This is a genomic window from Schleiferilactobacillus harbinensis, from assembly GCF_008694105.1.
In the GTDB taxonomy this organism is placed as follows: domain Bacteria; phylum Bacillota; class Bacilli; order Lactobacillales; family Lactobacillaceae; genus Schleiferilactobacillus; species Schleiferilactobacillus harbinensis.
Genome location: NZ_CP041364.1, coordinates 2,851,049 through 2,871,049 on the forward strand (window position 1 = coordinate 2,851,049; position 20,001 = coordinate 2,871,049).

Sequence of the window (20,001 nt, forward strand, 5' to 3'; positions counted from 1 at the left end):
TGTTACACGCCACCCTTAAACTAGGAAGTGTAGTCGTTTGTAGGCGTCAGCCCTTCTCTGAGTGGAGAAGCCGACACCGGTGCTCCTAATATGAGGAGGGATTCTATGTACATCAAGCTTGATCATCTGACAAAGCAATACGGCGCCACCTCTGTCTTAGACGAAATCAACGCCCAGATTGAAGAGGGCGAATTCTTCGTTCTGGTCGGTCCATCCGGCTCCGGAAAAAGCACCCTGTTGCGGATCATTGCCGGGTTGATTCCGGCCACGTCCGGCGATGTGTACTTCGACAACCAGAAAGCCACCGACCTGCCGCAGAAGGATCGCCACTTGGCGATGGTGTTCCAAAACTATGCACTGCTGCCGTTCATGAGTGTGGCCGAAAACATCCGTTTCGGCTTGCATAACTTGCAGCTGGATACCACGGAGGAAGCCAAGCGGGTCAATGACGCACTGGCGATGGTTCAATTGACTGAACTGCGGGACCGCAAACCTAAGGAATTATCCGGCGGCCAGCAGCAGCGGGTGGCGCTGGCCCGGGCCATTGCCACCAAGGCCTCGCTGGTCTTGATGGATGAACCCTTGTCCAACTTGGACGCTCAGCTGCGTACCGAAATGCGTCAGGAACTGGTCCAGTTACATAAAGAACTTGGCATGACCTTGCTTTATGTGACCCACGATCAGGTGGAGGCAATGACGATGGGTGAACGGATCATGGTCCTCAATGACCACCATGTTCAGCAAGTCGGCACACCCTTGGATCTATACAATCACCCGGCCAATGAATTTGTCGCCAGTTTTATCGGCAGTCCGAAGATGAACATGTTTGACGCCACCATCGATGCCTTGGAGCATTTGGCCACCTTGCAATTGACCGATGCCAATCAGCATTCCGTTCGACTGCCGCTGCCCTTCGATTTACAGGCCGGCGCCTACCAGCTGGGCATTCGGCCGGAAAAGATTCAGCTGCATGACCAGCCAGCAGAAAACAGCTTCCCCGTGCGGGTCATGGCGGTCGCTAATCTCGGTCGGGAGTCCTCGGTGACGTTGGTCAACAACGGCCACGAATTTATTGCCAGCGTACCGGAACAATATCCGGTACCGGAGAATCAGATCGTTTACGCGACCTTGCCCACTGATGCCGCCGATTTGCACTTCTTTGATGAGAAGAGCGGTTTCGCCGTGAATAATAAGGGGATCCCCGAAAAGGCAGGTGTGCTTGATGGAATTGCATAACACCCCAGTCGCCGCTCCCAGTACGACCACATCAGGCACCAAGGGCCGTTTTCTGAAAAAGACCAACGCGGCGCTCTGGTTCCTGTTGCCGTCACTGGTCATTCTGGCCGTTTTCACTTTCTACCCGATGATCATGACCGCGATCGAAAGTCTGTTTTCCACCAATGTTCGGGGCGAACTTGCCCAATTTGTTGGGTTTAGCAATTATGCCGAGATCTTCAGCAATCCGTTATTCCTGAAGAGTCTCGTGAACACCTTTATCTTCGTGATTACCGCCGGCTTGGGGACCATCGCCCTGGCGCTGTTTCTCGCCAGCATGGTGACTGAAAAGATGCGGGGCAACGGTTTCTTCCGCACCGCCTTTGCGTCCACCATGGGCATCTCTGGCGCCGTCGCGTCGGTACTGTTCCTCTTCCTGTTCAACCCCTCGGTGGGGGTGCTGGGCATCCTGTTGAAGGATATCGGTGTGAAGCAGAACAATCTGGTGGCCGATCCCACCGGGGCGATGATCATTCTGGTCGTCGTCAGCATTTGGATGGGGACCGGCTTCTCGTTCCTGAACCTGCTGGGCGCGCTGCAATCCGTCCCTGACGATTATTATGCCGTGGCGGATCTAGCCGGCTGGTCCAGCTGGCAGAAAACCTGGAAGATCACCATCCCGATGGTTTCGCCCACGCTGTTCTTCCTGCTGGTGGTCGAAATCATCGGCAAGTTCAAGACCTTTACCGAAATTGACCTGATCACCGGCGGTGGCCCAGACAATGCGACCAACTTTATTGCTTACAAAGTCTATACGGACGCCTTTGGCAACCGCAACTTCGGCATCGCTGCCAGCGAAGCACTGGTGCTGACCGCGATCATTGCCTTCGCCACCTGGTTTCAATTCCACTTCACAGAACGGAAGGTGTATTACAAATGACTCAACTCAAACGTGCCAATCATTATTTCTGGTTGATTCTGGTGGCGCTGCTGATGAGTGCACCGATCCTGATCGGGATCTGGGCCAGTTTGCTGCCCACCGCCGATATTGCGGCCGGGCACTTGACCTCAACCAACATCTCGCTGGCTAACTACGTCGCGGCCATTCAGACGACGCCGGTCCTGCGCTACATGGCGAACTCCTTCATCATCGCCATCTTGATCACGGCTGGCCAGCTGGTGCTGTGCACTTTGGCGGCATACGCGTTTGCCTTTCTGGACTTCCGCTTCAAGAAGCAGATCTTTGCACTGTTCCTGATCACGATGATGCTGCCCTTTGAAGCCCAGATCATTCCGAACTTCCAGACCGTCCGGACCCTGGGCTGGCTGGATTCCTATGCCGGCTTGACCATTCCGTTCTTTGCCTCTGCGTTCGGGGTGTTCATGCTGCGCCAGGCTTTTCTCCAAGTCCCCAACGAATTGCATGAATACAGCCAATTGATCGGCTTGAATCACTTGCAATTTCTGTTCAGAATCGTACTGCCATACTCTCGTTCGACGATCGTGACCTTCGTGCTGTACATGTTTCTGACCCATTGGAATGATTATCTTTGGCCGCTGATCACAACCTTCACCGATCAGTACCGGACCACACAAGTCGGTTTGAAGCAGCTGCAGGCCCAGGATACGTTCAGTAACTGGGGCGTCATCATGGCTACTGCCATCCTGATCCTGCTGCCGACGCTGATCGTCTTGATCATTGGCCAGCGTTACTTCCGGAAGGGCTTGAATACGGGAGGGTTGAAAGCATGAGCAAAATGTTTTGGCACCGCTGGGGGCAGCTGATTGCCGCCACGCTGGCCGTCCTCGCTGTGGTGAGCGGTATTGCCTTCACGACCACGGCCCGCAATGCCGCCCAGGCCAGTTCCGGCCGGATCGTCATTAGTTTCTGGCACTCCATGAACGGACCGAACGGGCAGTTGCTGGATAAGATCGTGGATAATTTCAATCAGAGTCAGACGAAGTATAAAGTCGTCTCGCAGTATGAGGGCAGTTATGGCTTGGCGGAGTCCAAGTACATCAATACCCTGCATACGAACGTCACGCCGACAATCATGCAGCAGTCGGATATCCCGACCATGACGGCGGTTGGAGATTACGTACCGATTCAGCAATTCGCCGACGCGGATCATTATGACCTGAACCAGTTTTATCCCGGTATTCTCTCCGGCTTCAAGCTGAAGGGCAAGTTGCAATCCATGCCGTTCAACGCCTCGTCCAGTGTAATGTATTACAACAAAGATCTGTTCAAGAAATATGGCGTCAAGCCGTTATCCAAGTCCCCCAGCTACAGTGAGATCCGGGCGGCGGCCAAAGCACTGACGGAGAAATCCAAGGGCGCCGTGAAAGGCGCGACGCTGCAGATTTATCCGTGGCTGCCGGAACAATTAGCCGCGAACCAAAACGCTGTGGTCGTGAACAAAGATAATGGCCGCACGGCGGCTGCGACGTCAGCCGAGCTGAATACGCCCGCCATGCAGCGAACCTTTGCTTGGGTCCAAAACATGATCAAGGACGGCAGTTTCCAGAACTACGGTACTGGCTCGTCGGCTTCGGCGAACCAAATGGCCGGGTTCCTGGCGGGCAAGATCGGTATCTTCATGCAGAGTTCCGCCGCGGCGGGGACCATTGCCAAGGGCGCTAAGTTCAAATGGGGCGAGACCTTCACGGCTCATGCGGACGGCGTACCGGCTAACGGCGTTGCCGCTGGCGGGGCCAGTCTATGGATCAGCAAGGATAAGTCGAAGGCTGAACAGCAAGGTGCTTGGGAATTTATCAAGTACGCCATGGAAGCCAAACAGCAGGCAGCTTGGCAGATCGGTACGGGCTACATTGCCGTCAATAAGGCGTCGGTCAAGACGGCCGCGTTGCAGACCGCGATCAAGAAAAATCCAGACATCAACGTGCCGATCGAACAGCTGCAAGCCGGCAAAGTCAACGCCGCGACAGCGGGGCCGTTCCTGGTCAACTCGCAGATGGATCAATATTTAGGCACGGCGATGCAGCAGATTTACGGCGGCAAGGATATTAAGCAGTCGCTGCAAGAAGCACAGGACGAAGTCAATAAAGGAATTCGCGACACGAATAAGAATAATGCCGCGATTCTGAAATCAGTCTTCACTAAATAGTATCCTGTTCCTCCTCGGAAAATGACAATGACCCCGCAGATGCAACCTCAGCCGTCTGCGGGGTCATTTCTTTATATTTCAGCAGTAATTGCTTCCTGAGTCGCCCGCACTTGGTCGATCAGTTCGGCTCGGGCGGCTTCGGGGACGCGGTATTTGGGGGCAGAGACGCTGAAGGCGCCGAATAGGCGGTGGTGGCGGTAGATCGTGGCGCCGACGCAGAAGACTTCCAGTTCGTTTTCTTCGTTATCGATAGCCACGCCGCGGTCTTTGATTTCTTGAATGTTGTGTTTCAAGGCGGTGGGGGTGATGAGCGTGTGCGGGGTCACCGGCTGCAAAGTGGTGCGGTGCAGGTAGGCGGCCAGCTGGTCGGGGGTGAAGGTGGCCAGGATCGCTTTGCCCATGGCGGAGGAATACAAGTGCATGCGGCCGCCGATGGTGGATTTCAATTTAATGGAGTTGGGGCTTTCTAACTTCTCGATCAGCATCACCTGGTTGCTTTCCAAGACGCCCAGATTGATCGTTTCGCCGGTGGTTTGGCGCAAGGCTTCCAGAGCGGGGAAGGCGACATCGCGGATATTGAAGCTGCTCATTGCTTTGGTGGCGTAGGGGATGAACTGGGTGCCCAGGTAGTAGCGGCGGCTTTCGTCATCCCGGTGCATGAAACCCAGGGCGCAGAGGGTAGTGAGGATCTTCAAGGCCGTCGGTTTGGTCAGTCCGGTGCCGCGGCTGATGGTCATTAGGGTGGGTGCTTCGTCTGCGGCCAGAGTGAAGTCCATGATTTCTTTTGCTTTGATCAGGACGGTGCCGTAGAGTTTTTCAGTGGTTTCAGGCATATCGATTGGCTCGCTTTCTTATATGGAAACTTTTGTTACCCTATTGTACCGTGTCTAGGGTCCGGTATTCAAGAAACCCATTTTCTTTATTGGAAATTAGTGTATCGGCCCCTCCCGGAAGATATCTTCTTCAGGTACAATGGTTGAGAGAGATAGAGAGAGGGTGCAGAGGTAATGGTTTCAATTACAACGTATAATATTCGGTTGGATACAGACGACGATCACCCCTGGCAGTGGGCGGCACGCAAGCCGTATGTATTGGCCAATTTGCAGCGGCTAGACCCGGACATTTTTACCGTGGAAGAGGCGGAACCCCACCAGTTAGCAGATCTGCGGACGCTGACGGCGTACCGCGGTTTTGGTGTGCCGCGGGAGAACACAGTGGATCAAGGCGAAGCGGCGGCAATTTTTATTAAAAAAACCAAGTTCGACGCGTTGGCGGAGGGTCATGCCTGGGTATCCAAAACGCCGGACAAACCGTCCATTTATCCTGGGGCTTGGACGTATCGCATGTTCCAGTGGGCTAAGCTGCGGGATAAAACGGATGATACGATTTTTTATCTGGTGACGGTCCACCTGGACCATGTGTCCGTGGCAGCCCGAAACTTTGGTGTGCAGCAGATCCTGGCCGCGTTCGCCCAGGAACGGGCCGATTATCCGTTTATCGTGACCGGGGATTTCAATATGACCCCCACGGATGAGGCTTACCGGACGATGACGGCGACTTTGCAGGATGCGGCCTTGACCGCTGCTCAGCGGCCGGAACCAACTCCGGGGACGTGGCAGGACAGTGAGCCGCCCACATTTTTACCGGGACAAGCAGCAACCCGGCTGGACTATTTCTTCGTCAATGACCGGGTCCAGGTGCAGTCGTATGCCGTGGACACCACGCTGGCGCCCACAGGCCAGTATGCCTCGGACCACTTCCCCGTGACGGTTACGGTGATGGCCCGATGAGCGGGGCGGCGATCAAACGGGAGGGGGCGCCGCTGCTGCTGATCTTGCTGGGCAACTTGCTGATTGCCTTTGGCTATGCCAAATTCATGGTGCCCAGCAATATTATCAGCGGCGGAGTGACTTCCCTGAGTATGGTGCTGGCGCGGCTGACACCCTTGAGTGTCGTGACTTGGACGAACATGATCACGGTCGGCTGTCTCGTCTTTGCGTTGATTTTCTTAGGCCGCACGAACTTCATTCGGTCTATTGTCAGCAGTTTTGCCTACATGGGCTTCTTTGCTCTGTGGACCTGGTTGCCGCTGAATTTGGCCCACTGGCCCTGGCTGGATGTTCTGTTGGCAAGCTTGTTCATTGGCGCGGGATATTATTGCTGTATTGCGAGTAATGCGTCGACGGCTGGGTTGGACGTGTTTGCACTGATTGCGGCACACAAAAACCCGCAGCTGAATGTGACGCTCATGCTGCGGGTGATCAATGTGGTGGTGCTGCTGGGGAGCACGGTGGTGTTCGGCTGGGCGGCGCTGGTGTGGGGCTTGGCGTTTACGTTCCTGTATTCAGGCCTGATGGGCTGGCTGTTGCGGCGGTACCGGCCGTTTCCGAAGGTGAAGACGACGAAGTAAGAAACTGTCTTTGATTGCCGTGCCAAGTGCTCCGCATTTGGCACTAAGGACACTAGACTGAGCGATTGGCTCAGTCTATTTTTCTGCCAGACTGCACCCGCACCGTGCTGTATGTTTTGATCCAGCGCAACAGTTGCTGGATGTCGCCGGTGTAGACTTCGCCAATATTCCCGATGCGGAAGCTGTCGATGGTCGAGACTTTTCCGGGGTAGATGATGAAGCCGCGGTCTTTTAAGTACGCGTAGAACGCGTGGAAGTCGAAGGCGGCGCTGGGGTATTTGAACGATGTGATGATCGGGGATTGGTCGGCTTCCGCGATAACGGGGGCGTAGCCGAGGGCGAGCATGCCTTGGCGCAGCTGCTGTTCGCTGCGGGTGTAGCGAGCAAACCGGGCCGGTACGCCGCCTTCTGCGGCGAGTTCTTGCAGGGCTTGATGGAAAGCATAGAGTACGTGGGTGGGCGAGGTGAAGCGCCATTTGCCGTGCTGCTGGTCGAAGCTTTGGTTTTGATCATAAAGATCCAAAGACAGCGAGCGGGCATTGCCTTCAGTCCTAGCCAGAGCGGTACGGTTGGCAATAATGAAGCCGAAGCCGGGCACGCCTTGGATGCACTTGTTGCTGCTGCTGATCAGATAATCCAAGCCGAGGGCGGCGGTGTCGATGGGCACGCCGCCGAAGCTGGACATGGCGTCCACAATGGTCACAACACCCCGGGCATGGACCGCCGGAATAATGGCGTGAGGATACCGGTGGTGGTTTCGCAGTGGACAGTGGCGAAGTGGGTCACTTCGGGATGGTCATCCAGAACAGTCAGGACTTTTTCGCGCGTGACCGGTTCATCTTCGGCAAATTCCAGGTCCACGTGGACGATATTGTAGTAGTCAGCAATTTGGCCCATTCTCCGGCCGTAAGCGCCGTTCATCGCGATCAGCAGCACCCCGTCTTGGGGTACGGCGGTGCCGAGCGCGGCTTCCACGGCGAACGTACCGCTGCCCCGCATTAGGATGGTGTTGTAGTCTGCAGCGGGGGCCTGAGCGACGCTCAGCAGTTCCTGGCGGACGGTTTCGGTTAGCGCTTTGTACTCGTCATCCCACGTACCGTGATCGATGAGCATGGTCCGCTTTACGGCCGGGCTGGTCGTCAGCGGGCCGGGCGTGAGCAGCAGCGGCGCCGGTTGGGCCTGATAGGGGGTCAGGGTGTTGAGGGCGGTGATCAGTGCCGGCAAATCGGCCAGGGTATCAATGACGTAGTCGGCCCCGGCCGCGTACAGGGCCTGGCGGGCGTGACTGACGCGGCGGTCTTTTTCACCCGTTGGCAGGGCATCAAAGGCGATTTCCGGCAAGCCGATGAGATTGCCGCCAATCACTACGCCGACGCTGATGGCGTGGGCGGCTTTGCCTTCGAGGATATCGGTGATCGTGTCGCCGACTTTGAGCACAGCGCGCGGGTCAGTCACTTGGAGCTGAGCCAAGGCCGCCAGCAGCATGTCCGGAGCGGGCCGGCCGATGCCGTTGGTCTGTTCCGCGGTCAAGTTGACCTTAGGCGCGTACCCCTGGGCGGCGGCCACTGGCAGAATGCGGTCCAGCATCGCTTGGGTGTAACCGGTGGTGGTGGCCAGCTTAATGTGCTGGGCCTGCATGAAGTTAGCGAGGTCTTTGACCCCCGGCTTCAGCGCGGCATATTCCACCAGCACGTCATCAATTTTGACTTGGAAGCGGGCGTAGACCTGGTCGATCCCGGCAGCTAATGACTCACCGGGATTGTTGGCCTGCCACTGGGCTTGAATCGCCGGGTCGGCGAACATTTTCTCTACATGAGTGCGTTTATCCAGCCCCAGATCCTGCCGAATCTCGTCCGTGGTGATGGTGATACCGAAGTGACTGAAGGCCTTTTGAAAGGCAATGATCGGGGCCAGGCTGCCGTAATCGACAGTCGTCCCGGCCCAATCCAATACAATGGCTTGAATCATGGTGCAATTCCCCTTTTCTAAATAATGATTAATGGGCGGTGCGGTTGAGATAGGCGGCGCGGAGGCGGTAGGACACGATTTCCAAGGGAATCGTGAAGGCGAGGATCAGATACACGATCAGGCCGACCTCATGAAAATCGAAGTAGAAGCCGCTGGCCATGAAGAGCTGGTAGCCGATCCCGCCAGCTCCGGCGGCGGCGCCCACCGCGACGGCGTTGGCGAAGTTGATCTCAAAACGGATAAACGTCCAGCTGAGCAGACTGGGCCGAATCGTGGGCAGGATGGCTTGGGTCACTAAGGGCCAGAAGCGGACGCCCATGGCCCGCAGCGCACCCAGAGTATCGGCGGGTAATTCGTCAATACTGTCGGCGTAAACTTTGACCAGATAAGCGACACTGTGGAAGGTCAGCCCGATCACGGCGGCGTTAGCGCCCAAACCGAGCACGGTACTGTAGATCAGGACCCAGAGGATCGTGGGGATCGCCCGGATCAAGGCCATCGCGCTTTGCACGGTGCGGATCAGCCAGCGAGGCGCCAAGTTGCGGGCGGCCATTAAGGCGAGCAGAAAGGCAAAGATGGCGCCGATCAAAGTCGTCAAGAAGGCCAAGGCAATACTTTGCACTAAGGCAAATAAGAGACTGGCGGCACTGGCGTTATTGGCGGCGGGCTGGAAAAACATAATCTGGATGTTGCGCACCAAGTCACTGCTGGCCCGGGCCAGGTTCAAGCCCTGGGGCATGATGGCCGGCAGGGCGTAAGCGGTGATCGCGGTCAGACCCAACAGGGTGCCATAGACCCAGCGCCGGCGTTTGTCGCGCCAGCGGTGCAGACTCACCGGCCGTGGCGGCGGGGCCGCGGCCAGAATGACGGGTTTCTCGGAATTTGAAATCATGCAGAGATCCTCCTTTCAATCAGGCTGGAGACTGTTTCCACGGCAATTACCAGCATAATGATCGCCAAGACGACCAGTCCGGCGGGACCGTACCGCAGGCTCTTGTAGTACAGATCAAAGACGAAGCCGATGCCCGTCCCCGTGAGCAGACCGACCAGGGTCGCGTCGCGGATGTTGTTTTCAATCATATACAGCAGCCACGACAATACCGGCGTCAGGATCTCCGGCAGTACAGCCTGGGCGACGACCTGCCAGTAATTGGCCCCGGTGACCTGCAGCGCCTGGATTTTCTCCACATCGATGGCTTCGATGGTTTCCATGAACGCCCGGGTGAGGAAGCCCAGACTGAGGAAGAACAGGGCAAGGAAGCCGGTGAAGTCATTTTGTTTGAACGAAAACAACAGCAACAGCGCCCAGCCGACGATGGGAATATTGCGCAGTACGGAGGCGAAGCCGCGGATCAGCCAGCGCAGAGCGGCATTCGGGCCGGTGGGTTGCGCCCCGAGCAGCGCGAGGCCCAGAGCGAAGACCCCGGCGACACTGGTGGACGCCACCGCGACGAGCAGCGTGCGGACCAGGGCTTCCAGGATATTGCCCCAATACTGCAGCGATTGGCTATTCGGGATGAAATTGACCGCCAGCCAGTCGATCCCTAAGTGCAGATACAAAAATGACAGGGAATTGAAATTGAGGATCAGCGCGGACGCGGCGTAAGCCGCTAGGAGCAAGCTGATGAGCAGCGTCAGATGCAGCCGCTTTTTACGGAAAAAACTGGTCATCGTCATCGGCTCACCCCGCTGCGGCAGCAGCCTGGGCCGGAGCGGCATAAATCGCCGCCATCGCGGCCTCAGTCGCCTCAGCCACGGGGCCGTCAAAGACGACGCGGCCGCTATTCAAGCCGATAATGTGGTCGGCGTAGTCCTTGGCAATATCCACTTGGTGCAGGTTGATCAGGATCATCATGCCCTGGGCATCGGCGAGGCGGCGCAGAATATCCATGACGATGACCGTGGAGCGGGGATCCAGGGAGGCAATCGGCTCGTCGCACAGCATCATGGTCGGATGCTGCATCAACGCCCGGGCGATACCCACCCGCTGTTTTTGGCCGCCGCTCAGGTCGCTGGCGTAATGGTAGGCAAATTCTTGCAAGCCCACATCGGCCAGCAGGGCCATCGCTTCCTCCTTTTCTTGGCGGGAATAAAGGGAAAGCACCCCAGCCAGGGTGGATTTGCGGGCCAGACTGCCGTGGAGCACGTTCTCCAGGGCGGTGAGCGGTTCGATCAAATTATAGTTTTGAAAAATCATACCGATCTTGGTCCGCTGTTTCATCAGGTCCCGGCGCTTGAGCTGGCGCAGATCAATATTCTCCAGCAGAATTTCACCGGCATCGTCGGTGATCAGCTGGTTCAGACTGCGCAGCAGGGTGGTCTTGCCAGCACCGGAAGGACCGATGATGGCCGTCACGGCACCGGGCTGGGCGGTGAAGGAAACATCGTCTAAAGAGGGCTGTTTGCCTGTGTAGATTTTCGATAGGTGCCGTACTTGCAGCATGTTATCGCCTCCTTTATTCGCCGAGAATGTCGTGGGTCGGTTTGTACCAATCATCGCTGATCTTGATGAACTTGGTGTCGCCGTCCTTGGGCAGCAGACTGTGGGTCTTGGCCTCTGCCGGGGCAAAGAACAGCGGATCGTTGGCCACCCGACTGCTGGTCAAGGCCGTGGTGATCTTTTTAATATCACTGGCAGAAATGCCGCTTTTGTTCACGGCCAGCGGTTCGTTTTGCACTTGATACGCGGCGATAGCCACGGATTCCTTGCCGCGCACAGCGTCAAAGGGGGCCGGCGCGTCGGTATTGACTGTGAAGGTGGCACCAGCGACGGAGTCGTTGGTGAACTTGCCGTAACTCAGCAGGTCCATGTCGTCAAAGGCTGCCACGTCGGCGTCCCCTTTGAACAGATTGACCGCGGAACCTTGATGGGAACCGCCGTAAAGGACTTTTTGAAAGAATTGGCCGCTTTGGGCGAGGGCATCGGTGCTCTTGAGCTTGAACTCTTTTTGGATCGCGCCGGCGGGAATCGCAAAGCCAGAGGTGGAGGTGTTGGTGTTGGATACATAGGAGATTCGTTTGCCCTTAATGGTCTTCAGAGAATATGTGCCGCTGTCTTGATAACCCGCCGCTTTATCTTTGGGGACCATCAGATAACTGTGGTAGTAAGCGTCCTTCAGCGTGCCGGATTTGCCGGAATAGGTGACCATGGGAACGACGCTCTTGTTCTGCTGGTGGGCTTGGATGTAGCCGACGGGGCCGAGCAGGGCAATTTGGCTCTTGCCGGAGGCGATGGCCTGGATCGCGACGTTGTAATCTGTAGTGGTTTGCACAACGACCTTCTTGCCGGTGGCCTGGCGGATCTCCTTGGTCAACGCCTGGCGCGCGGCGTCGGCTTCTTTTGCCGAATCGCTGGGTAAAAAAACAACAGAAATGGTTTTGTCACTGCCGTTCGTGGTTCCATTTGCGCCGGTGACCGGATTGCTGCAGGCGGCTAACGCTAACGCAATCCCCGCCGCACTGGCGGCGAAGGTCAACTTCTTCCCGAATTTCACTGATTGCACCAACTTTCCTATTTTCTGACACACTGTCAGTAACTTCAGGATAGCAAGGGTGTGTAAAGACATGACGGGGTTTCTGATAAAAGATTGTAAACAATCTATTTTGATCATAGATATAATAGTCATTTGAGGACAGCAAAAACGCCGTTGACCCTTGGGCCAGCGGCGTTTTCACAAGATAAATCATCTTAAAGGAGGTTGGTACTGCTTATTTAGCGCACGACCAGTACCGAGATCGGTGCGTATTTCGCCATATAGGCGGCCTGACTGCCAAAGTGTTTGGCAATGCCTTGCTTGGAGCGGGCACCCACGATCAGCAGGTCCGGCTTCACGGCGGGAATCACCTGGTTGACGATGGTATCGCCGGGATCACCCTCGGCAATGACCGCGTTAACGGTTTTGATCCCCGCTTCTTTGGCCAGCTGCTGGTACTTCTTGATATGCTCTTCCAGTTCTGCCCGTTGGCCGTGGACATAATCTTTATCCAGGGCCTGGAACACATTCATTTCGTGGCTTTCCAGAATCGATACAATGGTCAGCTCCGTGTCTTCCTGCTTAGCACGGTGCAGGGCATATTGAAAGGCAGTGAGGGCATCCGGTGAATCGTCCACGCCGACCAAGATGTGCTTGATGATTTTAGTTTGCTGATCCATTAGTGGACACTCCCTTCGCTGATGCGTCTTCCTTGGCTTTAGCTTCTGCGGCCTTTTCTGCTAAGGCGGCGGCATACCGTTGATTGCCCCGATACAGATCGATAATTGTCCAGACCAGCAAGGCCAGTACAATTGCAATCAATATGTAGGCAATCAGATGTGCTGTTTGCACTTGAGCCGCTGCCGGATTGTCGCCGAAGAAATCAGTGATGGAATCAGGCAAGCCGTACATGTTCAAGAAGGTCAGACCAATAACTGAGATCCAGCCGAGGATTTGCAGGATGACGCTGTTCTTGAAACGCTTCCCCATTTCGACCCGACTGCCGGTCATCATTAACAGCGGCAGCATGGAGAAGGGCAGAGCGAAGGCTAGAAATACCTGCGAATTGTTCATTAGGTTATTCAGCGCGACGTGCTGTTGTATTTCGGTTTCGCCAGTCGTCATGCCGACGGTGATCAATACCGGGACAACGGAGATCAACCGGGTGACCAGCCGACGGGCCCATAACGGCATCCGCATGTGGATGAAGCCTTCCATGATGACCTGCCCAGTTAAGGTCCCGGTGATCGTGGAGTTCTGGCCGGAGGCCAACAGGGCAACGGCGAATAAGATGGAGAGTACCCCAGACTTGGCAACGCTGATCAGCAGCGGATTGCTCAGCTTGGAGGTATCAGACAGGGCATGGAACAAACTGAAGAAGGACGGATCCTTGACGGCCCCAGTCTTGAAGACAGCAACCCCCATGATCAACAGCAAGGCGTTAACGAAGAACGCGGCGGTTAATTGGATGTTGGAATCCCAAGCGGTGAAACGAACAGCGGCGGCCACATCATCCGGATCGTTGTGATCAATTTTCCGGGTCTGAGAAATGGCACTGTGTAAGTATAAGTTATGCGGCATAACTGTCGCCCCGATGATCCCTAAGGCACCGGACAAGGGGGTTTCGCCGCCAATCTGCGGGGAGGTGGCAAAGGTCTTAGCGTTCGGGACAAACCCTTGGATCACAGCGCCCCAGTTCGGATCGGATAATGCCACTTGGTAAACAAAGATAAATAGGATGACAAGAATCAAACAGACAACGATGGCTTCGATTTTCCGGAAGCCGATTCTGGTCAAAAGCAATAAAAGCAAGACATCGAATACGGTGATGAATACGGCGATGACTAGCGGAATATGGAACAACAGATACAGGGCAATCGCCGCCCCGATGACTTCCGCGATATCAGTGGCCATGATGGCTAATTCGGTCATGATCCAAAGAATAATGCCCAAGGTTTTACTCGTACGGGCCCGAATTGCCTGGGCCAAGTCCATCCGGGTGACTATGCCGAGTTTAGCGGCCATGTATTGGAGCAGCATCGCAATTAAACTCGACATCAGAATGACCGACATCAATAGATATTGGAAATTCTGACCACCAGTGATCGACGTGGACCAGTTCCCGGGGTCCATATAACCAACGGCCACTAGCGCGCCAGGGCCGGAATAGGCGAATAAGGTACGCCAGAAGCCTTTGCCCTTCGGGACTTTGACGGTTCCGTTGATTTCTTCCAACGAAGGACCGTTGGCATACTCGATCAGCTTATGCCGATGGTTCGGATTGTTTTCATTCAAGAACAATCACACCTCTCTATTTTCAGTTTCGTTTACATTATACATCGAAATTTGGATTAGGGAAGTATTATTTTAGGCCGGCCTAAGCCATTTTTCAATTGCGCCTATTTTGGTTGCTGAAAATAGAACATACCGGGGTCCAATGAAAGTGTGAAAGATAACGTTACCGGATAATGAGGGTGAAATGCAAGGAAAGATTTGAATGGTGAACCGATTATTGGACTAGACCAATAAAAATATTTTCTAGCAAAAGCTGCCCTGTTAGGAAGCGGTACCTTTGTTGTCATAGAACCAATTATATTAAACTATCAAACGCTTACATTGCTGTGGAAGTGAGCTATACTTATTGTACAGGCACGTGTAAAATTTATTGAATAAAGGTATCTCGTGTACCTGCTGATATTATTTGCGCTTCTTTATTTGGGGCGAGATGCCAAAATGGAAAGAAAGCTGGTTGTTTTATGGATGATAAGGATAGCTCAAGCCGTGGCCTGAACGGCTTTATCGAGAAGCATCTGATGCCCATCGCCATTAAATTGGGCGGGTATAAATGGTTAGTCGCCATTCGGGACGGGATTGCCGTCGCGATGCCGCTGATCATTGTTGGTTCCTTCTTCATGATTCTGAATAGTTTCCCAGTCCATCAGTTCACGGACTGGTTGGCTAACACGAAGATCAACAGCGTCTCCATCGCCCAGGTCTTTGCCAAGATCACCAATGGGTCTTTTGGTCTGTTAGGGGTCATCGGGGCCTTCGGGATTGCCGATAGTTACGCCAAGCAGTACCACACCGACGGCAAGTCCGCCGGGATCATCGCCGTGGCGTCGTTCTTCGTCGTAACGCCCAGCATCTTCACTGGCGGCAAAGCCCCGGCAGAAGGAATGCCCTATGACTATTTAGGCAGCAAAGGCCTGTTCATCGCCATCATCATTGGCCTGGTCAGTGGTTGGGTCTTCCAGTGGTTTATTAATAAAGGCATTCGGATCAAGATGCCTGATGCCGTGCCGCCGGCAATTTCTGATAGTTTCAGTGCCTTGATTCCAGGCGCTGTGATCGTCACCTTCTGGGGTGTGATTTACGCGATCTTTGCCTTCGCCGGCTGGGGCAGCATCCATGATGTGTTCCTGCATATCTTCTCCAAGCCGCTGAGCCTGTTGGGTGATACGATCGGCGGGACGCTGGTGGCCATCGCCTTAAACAGTATCTTCTGGTTCGTGGGGATCCATGGCGGCAACGTCATCAATACCATCTTCTCCCCGATTTGGCTGATCAATGCAGGGGCCAACAGCAAGCTGACTGAAGCGCACCATTTGGATCTGGCCCACGGGGCGCACATTATTACCCAACCGTTCATGGATAACTTCGTTTACATGGGCGGCGGCGGTGCCACCTTAGGCTTGGTACTCGCCATTGGGATCTTAGTCTTCATGAAGCGGTCCAGCCGCCAGATGGAAGTGCTGGCGCCGCTGACGATCACGCCAGGCATTTTCAATATCAATGAGCCGACCATGTTCGGTCTGCCAGTGGTTTTGAATACCACATTGATCATTCCCTTTATCATTGCCCCGATGGTGAATGCCTTAACGACTTGGGGTGCGATGAAAGCCGGCTGGGTACCGCTGACGACTGGTTCTTTGGCCACTTGGACGATGCCGCCGATCATCTCCGGCTTCCTGGTTACCAGTTCCGTCATGGGCAGTGTGCTGCAGGCGGTCAATATCGTCATTGATGTCTTGATTTACCTGCCGTTCCTGCTGAACTTGAACAAGCAGCAGATCGTTGAAGAAAAGGGCGACGACGCCAAAAAGGCGGCCGCCAACAATTAAAGGAGCGAGAAATTAATGGTTACCCGATTAATTAGTGCCGATACCAGTGAAATCTTAGGAATGAAAGCCGCCGAGCTGAAGCAAAGCATCAAGGCCAGCGAAGGCCGGGTCGTGCTCAGCGAGAATGTCGTCGGTCATGAAGTCGGTGATGGGATCACTACCTCCGAAGTAGCCGCGGCCTTTGGCGCCGATCTGATCCTGCTGAACGGCTTGGATGTGCTGAATCCTGGTATCTTCGGCCTGTATCCCAACGAAGGGGCCAAGGTTCACCACGACGGTCAAAGCATCAAGCGCCTGCAGCACCTGGTCGGCCGGCCCATCGGGGTCAATCTGGAACCCGTGGACGTCAACGCCGACATGTCCGAGACCCGGTTGGAGATTCCGGAGGGCCGGATGTCCAGTCGTAAAACGCTGACGGAAGTCGAAAAACTAGGCTTCAATTTCGTTTGCTTGACCGGCAATCCTGGTACGGGCGTGACCAATGCCCAGATCGCGGCCAATGTGAAAGTGGCCAAGGAAGTCTTCTCTGGCCTGATCATTGCCGGTAAGATGCATGGCGCAGGGGTCAATGAGCCGGTCGTCAGTCTGGACGCGGTCAAAGACTTCCTGGACGCTGGCGCGGATGTGATCCTGGTGCCGGCCGTTGGGACTGTCCCGGGCCTGACTGACGAAGAAGTGCGGGCCGTGGTGAAACTGGCCCATGCCCAGGATGCGCTGGTAATGAGCACGATCGGGACCAGCCAAGAAGGGTCTGGCGCCCACTATATCGAAGAAGTCGCTGTCCGAAATAAGATCAACGGCGTCGATATTCAGCATATGGGCGATGCCGCTTGGGGCATTCAATCGCCGTTCGAGAACATTTATGCCTTAAGCCGGGCAATTCGCGGCGAACGGCATGCGATTCAGCGCATGGCGCGGTCGATTAACCGGTAAAAAAAGTAACGTGTACAACCAAAAAATCCTTGTTGGCGACTACCATAGTCGGCCAGCAAGGATTTTATTTTGCCCAATTTAGTCGGTTTGGCTTGTTAAGCCCGCATGGATCTTATCCAAGTTCCATTTCATCATGCTGTAATACGTGTCCCCGGTAGTGCCTTCTTTCGCTAGGGAGTCGGTGAAAATTTTGGAATAGATTTTCAGACCGGTTTCCTTGGCGACTTTATTCATGGATTTGGGGGAGACGGAAGTTTCCACGAACAGACTCTGCACGTCAGAATTGTCGATCTTGGCGAGCACCGATTTCATTTGCTCCGGAGTCCCCTGGGCTTCGGTGTTGATTTCCCAGATATAGGCCGGGGTAACGTGGTAGGCCTTGGCAAAATATTTGAAGGCCCCCTCGGAGGTAACGAGCAGCCGCTGTTTTTCTGGAATATCCAGGAACTGTGATTGGGCTGTGTTGTGGAGCTTTTGCAACTGGGCAATATATTTATCAGCGTTCAACTGATAGTAGGTGGCGTTTTTCGGATCTTTTTCCTTCATTACCTTGGTCATGGTCTGGACGTACTTGATGCCGTTGGCCAGATCCAGCCAGGCGTGGGGGTCTTCTTCATTAACGTTGGTCGTCAAATGTTGAGCAGTGACGCCGGCGCTGGCCGCAAAGACCTCCTGATCAAATTCCTTATGGGCGGTACTGACTAACTTCGAGAACCAGCCGCTGCCCCCGGTTTCTAAATTCAAGCCATTATGGAAAATAATGTCGGCTTCGGTTGCTTGGGAGACATCGGTGGGGCGGGGTTCATACTCATGGGGATCGGTACCGCGCTGGACAATGCTGTAGAGCTCAATGTGGTCTTGGCCGATATTGTGCACCATGTCTTCCAGAATGGAGTTCGTGGTCACGATCCGCAGCTTGCCGGAGGGACTTTGCGCGTCCGCTTGGCTTGCGCCGCGATTGTTCAAAAAGAGGAAGACGCCGCCGATCATCATGACTACGGCAATGAATGTCGCAATAATTCTTTTCATTATTGCAACTCCTTTGCTTTAGCTGTCGTGTGCACTTTCAGCAATTGCTGGCCGCGGGCGTTCGGCTTATTGCGCGCTTGGGCGGGGAACTTGATGAAGCCCTGCTTTGGCGAGAAGACAAACGAGATGCTGAACAGCACTGCGGCAACGAGCACGATGGCCGGACCCGAAGCCCAATTCAGCGTGTAGCTGAAGTACAGCCCCGCAATGGACGATACGACACCCACCGCGGCGGAGAGTACGAGCATGGTGGACAATTTATCTGTCCATAGGTACGCCGTGGCCGCGGGCGTGATGAGCATGGCGACGACCAGAATGATTCCCACGGTTTGCAAGGCGGAGACCGTCACCAGGGTCAGTACGAGCATCAGGCCGTAGTGCAGCGCCTGGACGTTCAGACCGTAAGTCTGGGCATAGGTCGCATCAAACGACGTGATCAGCAGTTCCTTGTAGAAAGAAACGACGAACAGCAGGACGATGCCGAGCACCACCGCGGTGGTCATAATATCGGAGTCGCTGACGGCGAGGATGTTACCAAACAAGATGTGGTGCAGGTTCGTCGAACTTTCAGCCATGGAGATCAGGATGAAGCCCAGCGCGTAGAAAGCACTGAACACCACCCCGATGGAGGTGTCGGTTTTGATTTTACTGTGGGAAGCCACAAAACCGATCAGCAGAGCGGCCAGGATGCCGAATACTGAGGCCCCCAGCAGGATGTTGATACCCAGCATGTAGGCCACGGCTACCCCGGGCAGCACTGCGTGGGAAATGGCATCACCCATTAAGGACATGCCGCGCAGGATGATGAAACTGCCGATAATGCCGGACATCATCCCGACCATAATGGCCGTGATCAGTGCGCTTTGTAAGAAATCATAGCGGCTGAGCGCTGTGAAGAAATCAATAATTGAAGACATTATCGCGCCACTTCCTTTTCTGTAAATAATACGGAGGAAAGATCAGCACTGAAGGCCCGTTCAATGTTGCGGGCATTATATACCTGCTGCACGGGGCCGTAATCGATAATGCCGTGATTCATCACGACCAAATCATCGAAATAGCGGGATACCTTATTCAGGTCGTGGTGGACGACGATAATGGTTTTACCCGCGTCCCGCCACTGCTTCAAGATTTTCATGATCGCTGTTTCGCTTTGCAGATCAATACCAACAAAAGGTTCGTCCAAAATAATGATATCGGCCTGCTGGACAATTGCCCGGGCGACGAACACCCGCTGCAATTGACCGCCGGACAAGTTGCCGATTTGGCGGGTGGCGAAGTCCTCTAACCCGACTTGCACCAGCGCCGCCTGGCTGGCCTGTTTTTCCTTCTTCCCGGGATTTCGGAATAGGCCGAGGTGGCCATACGTGCCAGTTTGCACGAGGGTGAAGACGTCCACAGGGAAGGTTAAATCTAAATCTTTACGCTGTTCCACGTAAGCAATCTGTTTCTGAAAATGTTTGAGCGGTTCGCCATTATAGTCGGCGGTGCCGCTTTGACTTTTGACCAGGCCAAGGATGGCCTTGATCAGGGTTGATTTACCCGCACCATTGGGTCCAATAATGCCAGTGATTTTGCCCCTGTTAAATGAAACGGCAACATCAGCAAACACTGGTATGTCGTTATACGCAACGGTGAGGTTTTTGATTTCGAGCATAGAAGCCTCCTCCATTTTTAGGGCAGACTAACACTCCCTAACTGCATTCTACAGGACAATTAAGGGG

General features: G+C 54.7%; 18 protein-coding genes and 2 pseudogenes. 8 read left to right on the forward strand and 12 right to left on the reverse strand.

Going from position 1 to position 20,001, the window contains the following annotated elements; translation table 11 throughout:
* Positions 1-105: 105 nt before the first annotated feature.
* From FMM01_RS14120 to FMM01_RS14135, 4 genes are read left to right on the forward strand one after another with little or no spacing between them, the layout of a single operon-like run.
* Positions 106-1,236 carry an ABC transporter ATP-binding protein gene (locus FMM01_RS14120; protein WP_150392946.1) on the forward strand — a complete coding sequence of 377 codons (1,131 nt, stop codon included), beginning with the start codon at positions 106-108 and terminating at the stop codon, positions 1,234-1,236.
* A complete protein-coding gene (locus FMM01_RS14125; protein WP_150392947.1) occupies positions 1,223-2,155 on the forward strand; it encodes a carbohydrate ABC transporter permease in 933 nt (310 codons plus the stop codon). The genes FMM01_RS14120 and FMM01_RS14125 overlap by 14 nt, the downstream gene beginning before the upstream one ends.
* A complete protein-coding gene (locus tag FMM01_RS14130) occupies positions 2,152-2,967 on the forward strand; it encodes a carbohydrate ABC transporter permease (protein ID WP_150392948.1) in 816 nt (271 codons plus the stop codon). The genes FMM01_RS14125 and FMM01_RS14130 overlap by 4 nt, the downstream gene beginning before the upstream one ends.
* Entirely contained in the window at positions 2,964-4,343 is a 1,380-nt protein-coding gene (locus FMM01_RS14135) for an ABC transporter substrate-binding protein (RefSeq protein WP_223849963.1), read from the forward strand. Before FMM01_RS14130 ends, FMM01_RS14135 begins: the two co-directional genes overlap by 4 nt.
* Positions 4,344-4,414: 71 nt before the next feature.
* On the opposite strand, the gene FMM01_RS14140 is transcribed toward FMM01_RS14135, so the two are convergent.
* Positions 4,415-5,176 (reverse strand): IclR family transcriptional regulator, encoded by a 762-nt coding sequence (locus FMM01_RS14140; RefSeq protein WP_146995078.1) that lies wholly within the window; start codon positions 5,174-5,176, stop codon positions 4,415-4,417.
* Positions 5,177-5,350: 174 nt separating this feature from the next.
* On the opposite strand from FMM01_RS14140, the gene FMM01_RS14145 reads away from it, so the two are divergent.
* Entirely contained in the window at positions 5,351-6,133 is a 783-nt protein-coding gene (locus FMM01_RS14145) for an endonuclease/exonuclease/phosphatase family protein (protein WP_150392949.1), read from the forward strand.
* On the forward strand, positions 6,130-6,753 hold the full coding sequence (locus tag FMM01_RS14150; protein WP_150392950.1) for a DUF6198 family protein: 624 nt from the start codon (positions 6,130-6,132) through the stop codon (positions 6,751-6,753). The genes FMM01_RS14145 and FMM01_RS14150 overlap by 4 nt, the downstream gene beginning before the upstream one ends.
* Positions 6,754-6,823: 70 nt before the next feature.
* Here the strand turns inward: FMM01_RS14150 and phnW are convergent.
* The 8 genes and pseudogenes from phnW to FMM01_RS14185 form a co-directional block, all read right to left on the reverse strand.
* Positions 6,824-7,866: pseudogene (gene phnW / locus FMM01_RS16585) on the reverse strand (2-aminoethylphosphonate--pyruvate transaminase).
* Positions 7,867-8,022: 156 nt separating this feature from the next.
* Positions 8,023-8,721, reverse strand: a pseudogene (phnX, locus tag FMM01_RS16590) (phosphonoacetaldehyde hydrolase); the annotation flags it as partial.
* Between the two features lie 28 nt (positions 8,722-8,749).
* Positions 8,750-9,613 carry a PhnE/PtxC family ABC transporter permease gene (locus tag FMM01_RS14160; RefSeq protein WP_150392951.1) on the reverse strand — a complete coding sequence of 288 codons (864 nt, stop codon included), beginning with the start codon at positions 9,611-9,613 and terminating at the stop codon, positions 8,750-8,752.
* Entirely contained in the window at positions 9,610-10,398 is a 789-nt protein-coding gene (locus FMM01_RS14165; RefSeq protein ID WP_150392952.1) for an ABC transporter permease subunit, read from the reverse strand. The genes FMM01_RS14160 and FMM01_RS14165 overlap by 4 nt, the downstream gene beginning before the upstream one ends.
* A 4-nt stretch (positions 10,399-10,402) precedes the next feature.
* Positions 10,403-11,164: a phosphonate ABC transporter ATP-binding protein gene (gene phnC / locus FMM01_RS14170; protein ID WP_150392953.1), complete on the reverse strand. Its 762-nt coding sequence runs from the start codon at positions 11,162-11,164 to the stop codon at positions 10,403-10,405.
* Positions 11,165-11,177: 13 nt separating this feature from the next.
* Positions 11,178-12,224, reverse strand: coding sequence for a phosphate/phosphite/phosphonate ABC transporter substrate-binding protein (locus tag FMM01_RS14175; RefSeq protein WP_223849964.1), 1,047 nt, complete (start codon positions 12,222-12,224; stop codon positions 11,178-11,180).
* A gap of 209 nt (positions 12,225-12,433) precedes the next feature.
* Positions 12,434-12,874, reverse strand: a complete 441-nt coding sequence (locus tag FMM01_RS14180; RefSeq protein WP_027828338.1) for a universal stress protein — start codon at positions 12,872-12,874, stop codon at positions 12,434-12,436.
* On the reverse strand, positions 12,858-14,489 hold the full coding sequence (locus tag FMM01_RS14185) for an Nramp family divalent metal transporter (protein WP_150392955.1): 1,632 nt from the start codon (positions 14,487-14,489) through the stop codon (positions 12,858-12,860). Before FMM01_RS14185 ends, FMM01_RS14180 begins: the two co-directional genes overlap by 17 nt.
* A gap of 461 nt (positions 14,490-14,950) precedes the next feature.
* Between FMM01_RS14185 and FMM01_RS14190 the strand changes: the two genes are divergently transcribed.
* Together FMM01_RS14190 and FMM01_RS14195 are read left to right on the forward strand one after the other, a co-directional pair.
* Entirely contained in the window at positions 14,951-16,315 is a 1,365-nt protein-coding gene (locus FMM01_RS14190) for a PTS sugar transporter subunit IIC (protein ID WP_146994235.1), read from the forward strand.
* Between the two features lie 15 nt (positions 16,316-16,330).
* Positions 16,331-17,248 (forward strand): DUF7916 family protein, encoded by a 918-nt coding sequence (locus FMM01_RS14195; protein WP_146994234.1) that lies wholly within the window; start codon positions 16,331-16,333, stop codon positions 17,246-17,248.
* A 78-nt stretch (positions 17,249-17,326) separates the two neighbouring features.
* Here FMM01_RS14195 and FMM01_RS14200 read toward each other — a convergent pair whose 3' ends face one another.
* The 3 genes from FMM01_RS14200 to FMM01_RS14210 are packed head-to-tail and all read right to left on the reverse strand — an operon-like array spanning position 17,327 to position 19,934.
* Entirely contained in the window at positions 17,327-18,277 is a 951-nt protein-coding gene (locus FMM01_RS14200; RefSeq protein WP_146994233.1) for a metal ABC transporter solute-binding protein, Zn/Mn family, read from the reverse strand.
* Positions 18,277-19,194, reverse strand: coding sequence for a metal ABC transporter permease (locus tag FMM01_RS14205; RefSeq protein WP_081674741.1), 918 nt, complete (start codon positions 19,192-19,194; stop codon positions 18,277-18,279). The genes FMM01_RS14200 and FMM01_RS14205 overlap by 1 nt, the downstream gene beginning before the upstream one ends.
* Entirely contained in the window at positions 19,194-19,934 is a 741-nt protein-coding gene (locus FMM01_RS14210) for a metal ABC transporter ATP-binding protein (RefSeq protein WP_027828334.1), read from the reverse strand. The genes FMM01_RS14205 and FMM01_RS14210 overlap by 1 nt, the downstream gene beginning before the upstream one ends.
* Between the last annotated feature and the right edge of the window lie 67 nt (positions 19,935-20,001).

Bases quoted from the DNA above. Each gene is read 5' to 3' on its own strand.
- FMM01_RS14120 (WP_150392946.1), top strand. From the start codon at position 106: ATGTACATCAAGCTTGATCATCTGACAAAGCAATACGGCGCCACCTCT.
- FMM01_RS14125 (WP_150392947.1), top strand. From the start codon at position 1,223: ATGGAATTGCATAACACCCCAGTCGCCGCTCCCAGTACGACCACATCA.
- FMM01_RS14130 (WP_150392948.1), top strand. From the start codon at position 2,152: ATGACTCAACTCAAACGTGCCAATCATTATTTCTGGTTGATTCTGGTG.
- FMM01_RS14135 (WP_223849963.1), top strand. From the start codon at position 2,964: ATGAGCAAAATGTTTTGGCACCGCTGGGGGCAGCTGATTGCCGCCACG.
- FMM01_RS14140 (WP_146995078.1), bottom strand. From the start codon at position 5,176: ATGCCTGAAACCACTGAAAAACTCTACGGCACCGTCCTGATCAAAGCA.
- FMM01_RS14145 (WP_150392949.1), top strand. From the start codon at position 5,351: ATGGTTTCAATTACAACGTATAATATTCGGTTGGATACAGACGACGAT.
- FMM01_RS14150 (WP_150392950.1), top strand. From the start codon at position 6,130: ATGAGCGGGGCGGCGATCAAACGGGAGGGGGCGCCGCTGCTGCTGATC.
- FMM01_RS14160 (WP_150392951.1), bottom strand. From the start codon at position 9,613: ATGATTTCAAATTCCGAGAAACCCGTCATTCTGGCCGCGGCCCCGCCG.
- FMM01_RS14165 (WP_150392952.1), bottom strand. From the start codon at position 10,398: ATGACGATGACCAGTTTTTTCCGTAAAAAGCGGCTGCATCTGACGCTG.
- phnC (WP_150392953.1), bottom strand. From the start codon at position 11,164: ATGCTGCAAGTACGGCACCTATCGAAAATCTACACAGGCAAACAGCCC.
- FMM01_RS14180 (WP_027828338.1), bottom strand. From the start codon at position 12,874: ATGGATCAGCAAACTAAAATCATCAAGCACATCTTGGTCGGCGTGGAC.
- FMM01_RS14190 (WP_146994235.1), top strand. From the start codon at position 14,951: ATGGATGATAAGGATAGCTCAAGCCGTGGCCTGAACGGCTTTATCGAG.
- FMM01_RS14195 (WP_146994234.1), top strand. From the start codon at position 16,331: ATGGTTACCCGATTAATTAGTGCCGATACCAGTGAAATCTTAGGAATG.
- FMM01_RS14200 (WP_146994233.1), bottom strand. From the start codon at position 18,277: ATGAAAAGAATTATTGCGACATTCATTGCCGTAGTCATGATGATCGGC.
- FMM01_RS14205 (WP_081674741.1), bottom strand. From the start codon at position 19,194: ATGTCTTCAATTATTGATTTCTTCACAGCGCTCAGCCGCTATGATTTC.
- FMM01_RS14210 (WP_027828334.1), bottom strand. From the start codon at position 19,934: ATGCTCGAAATCAAAAACCTCACCGTTGCGTATAACGACATACCAGTG.